The sequence below is a fragment of the Streptomyces sp. BRA346 genome, assembly GCF_052851135.1.
This window is the reverse complement of the sequence record NZ_JAIWIH010000029.1, coordinates 1-12197: the sequence shown is the minus strand read 5'-3', so window position 1 is coordinate 12197 and position 12197 is coordinate 1. Positions and strand designations below refer to the sequence as shown.

Here is a 12197-nt window from a genome sequence, read left to right as displayed (position 1 = left end):
CACTTCCGACCCACCTCCGACAACGAGAGTCCGCCGCCATGTACGAGCTGTCCCGGATCCGCCTCTACTCCATCGGGCCGGCCGGTGCGCGCTATGCCGACACCGTGCTGGACCTGCGCGGAGTCGGCGATCCGGTGCCCAGCCCCGCGCCGACCCAGGCGGAGTTCTTCGAGGACGAGCCGGTCGGCCCGCCGCGCCGCCCCGCCCCCGCCGGGGTGCTCTTCCTGGAGAACGGCGGCGGCAAGTCCGTCCTCCTCAAGCTGATCTTCTCGGTCATGCTGCCCGGCCACCGGAACACGCTCGGCGGCGCCAGCTCCGGTGTGCTGCGCAAGTTCCTGCTCGCCGACGACTGCGGGCATGTGGCCCTGGAGTGGCAGCACACGGTCACCGGCGAGTCGATCGTGGTCGGCAAGGTCAGCGAGTGGCGCGGCCGCCAGGTCTCCAACGACCCGCGGAAGTTCGCCGAGGCGTGGTATTCGTTCCGCCCCGGTCCCGGGCTCAGCCTCGACTCGCTGCCGGTCGCCGAGGCCGCCTCCGTCCGCCCCTCCGCGGAGGGCGCCTCCACCGCCCGCGGCCGCCGCCGCACCATGAAGGGGTTCCGGGACGCCCTCACCGAGGCGGACAAGGCGTATCCGCACCTGGACGTCTCCTGGGTGGAGATCCACGAGCGCTGGAACGAACACCTCGGCGAACTCGGCCTCGACCCCGAACTCTTCCGCTACCAGCGCGAGATGAACGCCGACGAGGGCGAGGCGGCCGGGCTCTTCGCCGTCAAGAACGACTCCGACTTCACCGATCTGCTGCTGCGCGCCGTCACCGACACCCGCGACACGGACGGGCTCGCCGACCTCGTCCACGGCTTCGCGCACAAGCTCGGCCGCCGCGCCGAGCTGACCGCAGAGCGCGACTTCACGGCCGGTTCGCTGGACCTGCTCCAGCGCATCGCCGACGCCGCCGAGCGCCGCGAGCAGGCCCGCGGCGTGCACGCGGGGGCCGAGCGCCGCACCCGTACGCTCGCCCGGCGGCTCTCCGCGCGCGGCGCCGAGGAGCGGGGCCGCGCCGCCGAACTCGCGCAAGCGGTCGCCGCCGCCGCGCACGCCGTCACCGAGGCGGAGACCGCGCGCGGACGCAGCGACCTGGTGGCCGCCGAACTCGCCTACCGCCACGCCTCGCTGGCCCTCGCCGCCGCCGAGAAGGGCGCCGCCGCCCAGCGCCGCGAGCTCAACGACGCCCGCACCCTGCACTCCGCCTGGCAGGCCGCCGAGACGGTGCTCCGCCACCGCGCCGCCGCCGACCGCTCCGCGCGCGTGGCCGCCGCCATCCGCGAGGCCGAGCGGGACGCGGCCCCCGCGCTCGCCGCCCGCGCCAAGGCCGCCGCCGGCCTCGTACGCGCCCTGCACGCGGCCGCGGAGGACGGCGAACGGCACGCCAACGAGGAGGAGGAGCGCTCCGCCGCCCTCCAGCAGGCCGGAGAGGCCGCCCACCGCGACGCGACCTCCGCCGCCACCTCCGCCCAGCGCGCCCGCAGCGAGGCCGAGCACCTGCGGCAGCGGCTCACCGAGGTCGAGCAGGAGACCGCCGAGGCCGTGCGCGCCGGATGGCTCGACGACTCCGCCCCCGACGCCGACCCGGCCCGCGCCGCGCTCGCCGCCAGCGACGCCGAGAAGACGACCGCCGCGGCCTGGGAGGCCGCCCGCGAGACGGCGGGCCGCACCGCCGACCACGCGAGGGCGACCGCCGCCGAGCAGTCCCGCACCGAGCTGGCCGCCGCCCGCGCGGCCGACGCGGCGCGGGCGGCGGAGTCGGCGTACGACGCGGAGCGGCGCGCCGCCGAAGCCCTGGGCGCCGAGCCCCGCCTCCTGGAGCTGCTGGGCCTTCCCCAGCCGACCGCCGCCATCCCCGCCGCCCGCCGCCCCGCCCGCCCCTCGGCGGCCGAGGCGTCCCGCACGGGCTGGGTCACGGTCCGGGTGGACGACGACCCGGACGCGGACGACATGCTGGGCCTGTCCCAACTCCCCGCCGCCTTCCGCGCGGACCCCGCCACCCGCACCCCCGACGAGTGCGCCGTGGACCCCGACCGCCCGCCGCACCCCGACCACGCCTACGCCCCCGACGAGGACCCGCCCCCAACCGGCCACACCCACGCGGCCGACTCCCGCCCCCGGGGCCAGGTGACGGTCCGCGTCGAGGACGTCGAGGACGTCGAGGACGAGGACGGGGACGGCACACCTGCCGCCGCACGCGTGTACGCGGCCGATTCGCCGCCGCCGGGGCGGGTCACGGCCCGGGTCGGCGACGACGGCGAGGATGACGAGGACGGTGGTGCCGACCGGGGCTCAGCCGATGCGGACGACAACGACGCGTCCGTGCCCGAGCAGGCGCCGGAATCCGGTCCACCGCACCCAGTGGACACGGCGGAAAGCCCGTCCGACGACGAGCAGGACTGCTGGGCCCCCGAGGTCGGCGACGGTGACGCGCCCGCGAGGTCCGGCGCCGCCGCGCCCGCACCACCGCGGCGGCCCGCGGGCGACGGGCCGCTGACCGCCGAGGAGCTGGACCGGAACGCCGACGCGTTGCGGGAGCTGCTGGAGGAGAGCGTGGCCTCCGCCGAGCGGCAGCTGTTCGACCTGCGGACCGCCGCCGCCGACGACTCGCGCATCCTCGCGGCGCTCGGCGACGGCGGGCTGCTGCCGCCGAGCACCGACGTGCTGGCCGCCGTCGAGTACCTGGGCGAGCACGGCATCCCCGCCCTGCCCGGCTGGCGCTATCTGGCGCAGGCCGTCGACCCCGCCGACCACGCGGCCGTGCTCGCGGCCCGGCCCGAGCTCGTGGACGGCGTCGTCATCACGGACCCCGACACCCACGCCCGCGCCCGCGCCGTGCTGGGGCAGGCGTCGCTGCTGCCGCGTTCGGCCGTCGCGGTCGGGACGGCCGCCGCGCTGCTCGCGCCGACGCCCGCGCCCGGGGCGGGCGAGGAGAGCGGGGTGTTCCTCGTCCCGCCGAACCCGGCGATGCACGACGAGCGCGCCGCCGACGACGAGCGGCGCGGGCTGCGGGACCGGGCCGCCGCGCGGGACGAGGAGATCCGGGCGCTGGCTGCCCGCCTGTCCGGGGACCGGGCGCTGGCGGCCCGGCTGGCGTCGTGGCGCAACGGGTGCCCTGCCGGGCGGCTCGCCGAGCTGGCGGCCGCCGCCGAGGGTGCCGCGGAGGCGGCCGAGGTGGCGCAGCACGAGCTGGTGGAGGCCCGTACGGCCCGGGCCGAGGCGGACGAGGCGGCCACCGAGGCGGCCCGGGTGCGGGACGAGCGGCAGGAGGCCGCGCAGCGGGCCCGCCGGGTGGCGGACGCGCTGGCGGGGCTCGCGTACCGGCTGCGCGAGCGGGCCACCTGGCAGACCCGGCTGCGCGAACTCGCCGACGAGGCGGCCGAGGCCGAGGAGCAGGCGGCCGCCTGCGTGGACCGGGCGCGCGCCGCCGACGAGGACCGGCGCGCGGCCCAGCGCGCGGCCGACGACGCGCACCGCACCGCGCGCGCCCTGCGCGCCGAGCGGGCGGAGATCGCGGGGGCGCCCGACGACCTGGGCGACGACACCGAGCCGCCGTCCGCGTCGCTGCCCGCGCTGCGCGAGGCGTACCGCACGGCCTCCCAGGTGTACGAGAAGGTCGGCGTCGGCGCCGATCTGCGGGCCGAACAGGCGCGCGCGGAGAGCGACGAGAGCGCGGCGCTCGCCACCCTCGACCGGCTCACCAACAAGGTCCGCACCCGCGCCGCCCAGCTGCTGGAGGGCACCGACGGCGCGGACGGGCCGTCCCGGCAGGCCGCGGCCGCCCGCGCCGAGTCGCTCGTCCAGATGCTGGAGACCCGCGCGTCGGCGGCGAGCGAGCAGCTCGGCCGCCTGCGCGGCGAGGCCGAGCGGCTGGCACCGGCCGACGGCGACGCACACACCGCCCTGCCGGAGGAGATGGTTCCGGCCGATGCGGAGCAGGCGAAGGAGCTGCTGCGCACGGCCAACGGCGAACTGGCCGCCCGGACGGACGCGCTGGACACCGCCCGCACCGCCCACGCCGACCTGCTCCGGGCCCACCGCTCCGCGGAGGACGCGGCGGGCGGCTTCGACGAGACGGCCGCCCTGCTGCGGGACCTGCTGCGCGACGGCCCCGGCGCCGAGGACGACGGCGAGCGCCCCGACCCGTACGCGGGCGGCCTCGCCGAGGCCCGGCAGGCGGCCACCGAGGCCCGCCGCTCGCTGCGCGGCTGCGCGGCCGATCTGTCGGGCGCCGAGTCGGCGGTCCGGGAGGCGAGCGACGTCCTCGTGCGGCACGCCAACTCCACCCGCTACGAGCAGGTCCGTACCCCCGCCCGCCAGCAGATCCGCGAACTGCCCGCGGCCGCGCTGCCCGAGCACGCCGCCGCCTGGGCCGACGCGTTCGCGCCCCGGCTGCGGGTGCTGACCGACGAGCTGGAGCAGCTGGAGCGCAACCGCGACTCCATCGTCGACCGGCTGCGCGGCCTGGTCGAATCCTGCCTGGCCACGCTCCGTTCGGCGCAGCGGCTCTCCCGGCTCCCGGAGGGTCTTGGCGAGTGGTCGGGGCAGGAGTTCCTGCGGATCCGGTTCGACGACCCGGACCAGGCGACGCTGACGGAGCGGCTGGGCGAGGTCATCGACGAGGCGACGCGTTCGGCGGTGAAGAAGAACTCCGATCTGCGCCGGGACGGCATGTCCCTGCTGCTGCGCGGCGTCTCGGCGGCGCTCCAGCCGCGCGGGGTGGCCGTGGAGATCCTGAAGCCGGACGCGGTGCTGCGGGCGGAGCGGGTGCCGGTGGGGCAGATGGGCGACGTCTTCTCCGGCGGCCAGCTGCTGACCGCCGCCATCGCCCTGTACTGCACGATGGCCGCGCTGCGCAGCAACGACCGGGGCCGCGACAAGCACCGCCACGCGGGCACGCTGTTCCTCGACAACCCGATCGGCCGGGCCAACGCGACGTATCTGCTGGAGCTCCAGCGCGCGGTCGCGGACGCGCTCGGCGTCCAGCTGCTCTATACGACGGGGCTGTTCGACACGACGGCGCTGGCCGAGTTCCCGCTGGTGATCCGGCTGCGGAACGACGCGGACCTGCGGGCCGGGCTCAAGTACATCAGCGTCGAGGAGCATCTGCGGCCGGGCCTGCCGGTACAGGACCCCGAGGGGGAGCAGGTGCACGGCCAGATCACGGCGACGAGGATGTACAAGCGGCCGGAGGGGGACGGTGCGGACCGGCCCACCGGGCCGGACGCCCCCTAGGGGCCTCAGCCCGGCGTCGTCACGACGAGGGTCGTGGTCCCGGCGGAGGGCGCGTGGTTGACGGAGCCGTTGTAGTTGGCGGTGACGGTGTACGTGCCCTTCGGCAGCGGGTTGAACACGGCGGACGCCGTGCCGCCCGCGAGCGTCACGGTCTGCGGGGTGCGCCCCGGGATGGCGAGGGTGACGGTTCCGGTGGGCGTACCCGTGCCGGGCGCGACGGGGGCCACGGTCGCGGTGACGGTCACCGGGTCGCTCACCATCGCCGGGTTCGGGGTGGCGACCGCGGTCGTGGTGGTGGCCGCCCTGCTGACGGTCTGGGTGTCGGTGCCGCTGGAGCTCGCGTAGTTGTCGTTCCCGCCGTAGGTGGCGGTGACGGTGAACGGGCTTCCCGTGGTCGTGGTGTAGGTGTGGGTGACGGTCGCGATGCCGCCGGACAGCGGAGCCGCGGCCGTGCTCGTCCCGTCGCCGAAGGCGAAGGTGACCATTCCGGTCGGCGTACCGGACGCGGAGGAGACCGTCGCACTGATGGTGACCGACTGCCCGACCACCGAGGGGTCGGGGGTCGAGGTCACCGTGGTGGTGGTCGTGATCTTGGTGAGGGTCTGGGTGTCGGTGCCGCTGGAGGCGGTGAAGTTGGTGTCGCCGTTGTAGGTGGCGGTGACGGTGTACGGGCTGCCGGTCCTGGTGGTGTAGGGGTGGGTGACGGTCGCGATACCGCCCGCCAGGATGGCGGTGGCGGAACTCGTGCCGTCGCCGAAGGTGAAGGTGACCGTGCCCGTCGGGGTCCCGGCCCCGGGGGCGACCGCCGCGACCGTCGCGGTGAGGGTCACGGACTGGCCNACGGTCGAGGGGTCGGGTGAGGAGACCACTGCCGTGGTGGTGGCGGCTTTGTTGACGGTCTGGGTGTCGGTGCCGCTGGAGGCGGTGAAGTTGGTGTCGCCGTTGTAGGTGGCCGTGATGGCGAACGGGCTGCCGGACGTCCCGCTGAAGACATGGGCGACGGTCGCGATGCCGCCGGACAGGGGCGCGGACGTCGGACCCGTGCCGTCCCCGAAGGTGAACGTGACCGTGCCCGTCGGGGTCCCGGCCCCCGGTGCCACGGGCGCGACCGTGGCGGTGACGGTGACCGGCTGGCCCGCCACGGACGGGTCGGGCGAGGAGGTCACGGCGGTGGCGGTGGCGGCCTTGCCGATGGTCTGGGTGTCGGTGCCGCTGGAGGCGGTGAAGTTGTCGTCGCCGTTGTAGGTGGCCGTGATCGGGTACGGCGTGCCGGACGTGGCGGCGTAGGGGGTGCCGTCGCCGAAGGTGAAGGTGACGGTGCCGGTCGGGCTTCCGGCTCCCGGGGCGATGGAGGCCACGGTGGCGGTGATGGTGGTGGACTGGCCCACGACGGTGGGGTCGGGTGAGGAGGTGACGGCGGTGGTGGTGGCGGCTTTGTTGACGGTCTGGGTGTCGGTGCCGCTGGAGGCGGTGAAGTTGGTGTCACCGTTGTAGGTGCCCGTGACGGTGTACGGGCTGCCCGAGGCCCCGGTGTAGGTGTGCGTGACCGTCGCCAGGGGGTGCCGTCGCCGAAGGTGAAGGTGACGGTGCCGGTCGGGCTTCCGGCTCCCGGGGCGATGGAGGCCACGGTGGCGGTGATGGTGGTGGACTGGCCGACCACGGTGGGGTCGGGTGAGGAGGTGACGGCGGTGGTGGTGGCGGCCTTGTTGACGGTCTGGGTGTCGGTGCCGCTCGACGCGGTGAAGCTCGCGTCCCCGTCGTAGGTCGCGGTCACCGGGTACGGGCCGCCCGCGCTGCCGTACGTATGGGTGATCCGGGCCACGCCGCCGATGACCGGCACCGACGTCGTCGGGGTGCCGTCGCCGAAGTCGAAGGTGACGGTGCCGGTCGGCACCCCGGCGCCGGGCGCGACGGGCGCCACGGTCGCGGTGAAGGCCACCGGCTGACCGGTCAGCGACGGATCGGGTGCGGAGACCACCGTCGTGGTGGTCGACGCCTGCCCGACCGTCTGGGTGTCCGTGCCCGTGGAGGAGCTGAAGTTGGCGTCCCCGCTGTACTCGGCCGTGACGGTGTAGGGGCTGCCCGCGGCGCTCGCGTAGGCGTGGGTGGCGGTGGCCACCCCGCCGGAGAGGGGCGCCGTGATGGCCGCCGTACCGTCGCCGAACCGGAAGGTGACCGTGCCCGTGGGCACCCCGGCACCGGGCGGGGCCGGGGTCACGGTCGCGGTGAACGTCACCGGCTGGCCCGTCACCGAGGGATCGGGGGAGGAGGCAACCGTGGTGGACGTGGTGGTCGCGCCGGGCGACACCGTGTGGGTGTCGGTGACGGCGGCGGGGGCGAAGTCGGCGTCCCCGCTGTAGGTGGCGGTGACCGTGTAGGGGCTGCCGGTGGCGTCCGCGAAGGCGTGGGTGATGGTCGCCACCCCGCCGGCCACCGGAGCCGTGACGGTCGGACTTCCGTCGCCGAAGTCGAAGGTGACGGTCCCGGTGGGCCGGCCCGCGCCCGGGGCGGCGGCCGAGACCCGGGCCGTGAAGGTGACCGCCTCCCCGGTCACGGACGGGTCCGGGGAGGAGACCAGGGTCAGTTCGGTGGCGGCCGGGCCGACGGTCTGGGTGTCGGTGCCGCTGGAGGCGGTGAAGTCCGCGTCCCCGCCGTAGTCGGCCGTGACGGTGTACGGGCCCAGATGTGGGTGACGGTGGCGGTGCCCGCGGCCAGCGGGGCGGTGACGGAGGGGCTGCCGTCGCCGAAGGTGAAGGTGACGCTGCCGGTCGGGGTCCCGGCGCCCGGGGCGGCGGGCGCGACGGTGGCGGTGACGGTCACCGGCTGGCCCGACACCGAGGGATCCGGCGACGACTCCACGGTGGTCGTGGTCGCGGCCGGGGCCACGGTCTGGGTGTCGGTGCCGGTGGAGGCGGTGAACCCGGCGTCCCCGCCGTAGTCGGCGGTGATGGGGCCCAGATGTGGGTGACGGTGGCGGTGCCCGCGGCCAGCGGGGCGGTGACGGAGGGGCTGCCGTCGCCGAAGGTGAAGGTGACGCTGCCGGTCGGGGTGCCCGCGCCCGGGGCCTGCACCGCCACCGTGGCGGTGACGGTCACCGGCTGGCCCGACACCGAGGGATCCGGCGACGAGCCGACCACCGTCGTCGTCGGCGCCGACTGCACGGTGTGGGTTTCCGTCCCCACGGAGCCGGTGAAGTCGCCGTCGCCGCCGTAGGTGGCGCTGACCGTGTAGGGGCTGCCCGCCGCGTCCGCGTAGGCGTGCGTGGTCGTCGCCACGCCGTCGTTCACCGGTACGAGGACCGTCGGGGTGCCGTCGCCGAAGTTGAACGTCACCGCCCCCGTCGGCGAGCCCTCGCCCGGGGCGTCCGGCACGACCTGCGCGATGAACGTCACCGGCTGGCCCGTCACGGAGGGATCGGGCAGACCGCTGAGGGCGGTGGTGGTCACGGCCGGGCCGACGGTCTGGGCGTCCGTCCCGGTGGAGCCGGTGTAGTCCGGGTGCCCGTCGTAGGTGGCCGTGACGGTGTACGGGCTGCCCGACGTGTGCTCCCAGACGTGGGTGACGGTGGCGCTGCCGCCCGTCAGGGACGCGGTGACGGCGGGCGTTCCGTCGCCGAAGTCGATGGTGACCGTGCCGGGCGGACTCCCGGCGCCGGGCGCGACCGCAGCGACCGTGGCGGTGACGGTGACCGGCTGGCCCACCACCGACGGGTCCGGCGAGGACACCACGGTGACGGTGGTCGCGGCCGGGCCGACGATATGGGTGTCGGTGCCGGTGGTCGCGGTGAAGTCGGCGTCGCCGCTGTAGTCGGCGGTGACGGCGTACGGAGTTCCCGAGGTGTCGGCCCAGATGTGGGTGGTCGTCGCCACGCCCGCCGCGACCGGCGCCGTGACGGGCGCGGTCCCGTCGTCGAAGTCGAAGGTGACCGTGCCGGTCGGGGTGCCGCCGCCCGGGGCCTGCGCCGCCACCGTGGCGGTGACGGTGGCGGGCTGGCCCACCAGGGAGGGGTCGGGTGAGGTGACCACGGTGACGGTGGTCGCGGCCTGGGCGACGGTCTGCGTGGTGGTGGCGCCGGAACCGGTGAAGTCGACGTCGCCGCCGTACGTGGCGGTGACCGTATAGGGGCTGCCGGACGTGCCGGGGTACGCGTACTGCGCGGTCGCCGTCCCGTCGACGACGGGCACCGCGGCCGGAGCGGAGCCGTCGCCGAAGTCGAAGGTGACGGTGCCGGTCGGGGTGCCGCCGCCCGGCGCCACCGGGGCCACGGTCGCCGTGAAGGTGACCGGCTGGCCGGAGACGGACGGGTCCGGCGCGGCGACCACGGTGGTGGTCGTCCCGGCGGGCAGCACGGTCTGGTGTTCGGTGTCCACCGAGGCGGTGAAGTCGGCGCTGCCGTTGTAGGTGGCGACGATGGCGAAGGGGCTGCCGACGCTGCTGGTGTAGGTGTGGGTCAGGACGACGGCTCCGCCGAGCAGGGGCACCGTCGAGGGAGCCGTGCCGTCGCCGAAGTCGAGGGTGACCGTGCCGGTCGGCACACCGGCTCCCGGCGGGACCGCCGTGACGGTGGCGGTGACGGTCACCGGCTCGCCCACCACGGCGGGGTCCGGCGCACCGGTCACCTCCATGGTGGTCGAGCCCTGGAGCACGGTGTGGGTGTCGGTGGCCTCGGAGGCGCTGAAGTCGGCGTCACCGTCGTACGTGGCGGTGATGGTGTACGGGCTGCCGCCCGTGGCGGTGTAGGCGTGCGTGACCGTCGCGAGACCGCCCACGGTATCGACGGTGACGGTCGAAGTGCCGTCGCCGAAATCGAAGGTGACCGGGCGGACGGGAGTGCCCGTCGCCGGGGTGACGGTCGTGACGGTCACCGTCATGCTGGTCACGGACTCGCCGACCGTGGAGGGGTCCGGCCACGAGAAGAGGCTCGTGACGGTGTCCGCCGGATTCACGGTCTGGCTGTCGGTGCCGGTGGAACCGCTGTAGCTCGCGTCCCCGTTGTAGGTGCCGGTGATCGTGTACGGGCTGCCGGTGGTGTGGGCGTACGCGTGGACGGCGGTCGCGACCCCGCCGTCGAGGGGCGCCAGGATCGGGTCGGTGCCGTCGCCGAAGTCGAGGGTGACCGTGCCGGTCGGGGTCCCGGCGCCCGCGCCCACGGGCGCGACGGTCGCGGTGACGGTGACCGGCTGGCCGGTCATGGACGGATCCGGGCCGGCCACCACCGTCGTCGTCGACGGGGCCAGGGTGACCGTCTGGGTGTCGATCCCGGCCGACCCCGCGAAGTTGCTGTCGCCGCCGTAGACCACGGTGATCGGGTACCCGGCGTTGGCGGCGGTGTAGGTGTGGGTGACCGACGCCGAGCCGCCGGTGAGCGGGACGGTGGCGGTCGCGGTGCCGTCACCGAACCTGAACGTCACCGTCCCGGTCGGGGTGCCCGAGGCGGGCGGGACGGCCGCGACGGTCGCGGAGATCGTGACCTCCTCGCCCACGACCGACGGGTCCGGGGCCGAGGTCACCGTCGTCGACGTCGTCGAAACGCTCGCTTCCACTTGCTGCGCGGTGGTCCCGGTGGAGGCGGCGAAGTCGCCGTCACCGCTGTACGAGGCGGTGACCGTGTACGGGCTGCCCGCCGTACTGGAGTAGGCGTGCGTCGCCACGGCCCGGCCGCCGGAGACCGGGGCGGCGACGGGCGCGGACCCGTCGCCGAAGTCGAAGGTGACCGTGCCGGTCGGATCACCGGCGCCCGGCGGGACCGGCGACACCCGCGCGAACATCGTCACGCTCTGGCCCACCGCCGACGGATTCGCCGACGACGTCACCCGGGTGACGGTCGACGCCGGGTCGACGGTGTGGACGATGGTGTCCTCGGACGGGGCGTAGTCGGCGTCGCCGCTGTACGTGGCGGTGATGGTGTACGGGCTGCCGGAGGCGCCGGCGTACGCGTGGGTGACCGTCGCGGTGCCCGCCACCAGCTGGACCGTGACCATCGGGGTGCCGTCGCCGAAGTCGATGGTGGCCGAACCGGTCGGGACGCCGGACGCGGGCGAGTTGGGCGTCACCGTGACCGTCACCACCTCGCCCGTCACCGACGGTTCGGAGGAGGCGGAGACGGTGGTGGTGGTCGTGGCCTGCTCGACGCTCTGGAAGCCGGTGCCGGTGGACGCCAGGAAGTTGGCGTCACCGCTGTAGGTGACGGTGACCGGGTACGGGGCGAGTGACGCGTGGTCGTAGGCGTGGGTGGTGACCGCGGTGCCACCGGTGAGCGGAACGGTGACGGGCGTGGTGCCGTCGCCGAAGTCGAAGGTGGCCGTCCCGGTCGGGGTGCCCGAGGCGGGTGGCACGGCGGCGACGGCCGCCGTGAACGTGACCGTCTGACCGGTCACCGAGGGCGACGGTGAGGCCGTCACCTCCGTCGTCGACACGCCCTGGACGATGTCGTGGCCGCCCGTGCCGGTCGAGGGGTTGTAGTTCTCGTCGCCGCTGTACGTGGCGGTGACGGTGAGCGGGCTCTCCGCCACCTCGGGACTGGTGTGGTCGACCATCGCCGTACCGCCCACCACCGGCGCCGTGACGTCCGGGGAGCCGTCGCTGAACGCGAACGTCACGGTTCCCGTCGGCGCGCCGGCCGCCGGTGCCTCGGGAACGACCTGCGCCACGAACGTCGTCGACTGCCCCACGCTGGACGGGTCGGGCGCGGCGGCCACCTCGGTGGTGGTGTCGGCGGGCTGGACGGTGTGGGTGTCGGTGCCGGTGGANGTGGTGAAGTCGGTGTCGCCGTTGTAGGTGGCGGTGACGGGGTAGGCGGCGGCGTCGGTGTAGGTGTGGGTGGCGGTCGCGGTGGAGCCGGTCAGCGGCGCGGTGACGGGCGGGGTGGTGTCGCCGAAGTCGAAGGTGACGGTTCCGGTGGGGGTGCCCGCACCGGGT

The 12197-nt window shown here is 75.4% G+C and carries 6 protein-coding genes and 1 pseudogene; 3 read left to right on the top strand and 4 right to left on the bottom strand.

The genetic code is table 11. The features are described from left to right. The first annotated feature begins 38 nt into the window (after window positions 1-38). Window positions 39-5279, top strand: a complete 5241-nt coding sequence (locus LCH29_RS30055; RefSeq protein ID WP_446464841.1) for a hypothetical protein — start codon at window positions 39-41, stop codon at window positions 5277-5279. Between the two features lie 5 nt (window positions 5280-5284). Here LCH29_RS30055 and LCH29_RS30050 read toward each other — a convergent pair whose 3' ends face one another. After that, window positions 5285-6445 (bottom strand): Ig-like domain repeat protein, encoded by a 1161-nt coding sequence (locus LCH29_RS30050; RefSeq protein ID WP_446464928.1) that lies wholly within the window; start codon window positions 6443-6445, stop codon window positions 5285-5287. Window positions 6446-6638: 193 nt separating this feature from the next. Here LCH29_RS30050 and LCH29_RS30045 point away from each other — a divergent pair, with 193 nt between their 5' ends. Both LCH29_RS30045 and LCH29_RS30040 read left to right on the top strand, forming a co-directional pair. Continuing rightward, window positions 6639-6773: a hypothetical protein gene (locus tag LCH29_RS30045; RefSeq protein WP_446464939.1), complete on the top strand. Its 135-nt coding sequence runs from the start codon at window positions 6639-6641 to the stop codon at window positions 6771-6773. Window positions 6774-6817: 44 nt separating this feature from the next. Next, window positions 6818-7042 carry a hypothetical protein gene (locus LCH29_RS30040; protein WP_446464938.1) on the top strand — a complete coding sequence of 75 codons (225 nt, stop codon included), beginning with the start codon at window positions 6818-6820 and terminating at the stop codon, window positions 7040-7042. A gap of 2 nt (window positions 7043-7044) precedes the next feature. On the opposite strand, the pseudogene LCH29_RS30035 reads toward LCH29_RS30040, so the two are convergent. The 3 genes and pseudogenes from LCH29_RS30035 to LCH29_RS30025 form a co-directional block, all read right to left on the bottom strand. Then, window positions 7045-7833 (bottom strand): annotated as a pseudogene (locus tag LCH29_RS30035) (Ig-like domain repeat protein); the annotation flags it as partial. A 26-nt stretch (window positions 7834-7859) separates the two neighbouring features. Then, the gene (locus LCH29_RS30030; protein ID WP_446464840.1) at window positions 7860-8114 is read right to left on the bottom strand and encodes a hypothetical protein; all 255 of its coding nucleotides are present in this window, start codon (window positions 8112-8114) and stop codon (window positions 7860-7862) included. Further along, window positions 8096-11929 (bottom strand): beta strand repeat-containing protein, encoded by a 3834-nt coding sequence (locus tag LCH29_RS30025; protein WP_446464927.1) that lies wholly within the window; start codon window positions 11927-11929, stop codon window positions 8096-8098. Before LCH29_RS30025 ends, LCH29_RS30030 begins: the two co-directional genes overlap by 19 nt. Between the last annotated feature and the right edge of the window lie 268 nt (window positions 11930-12197).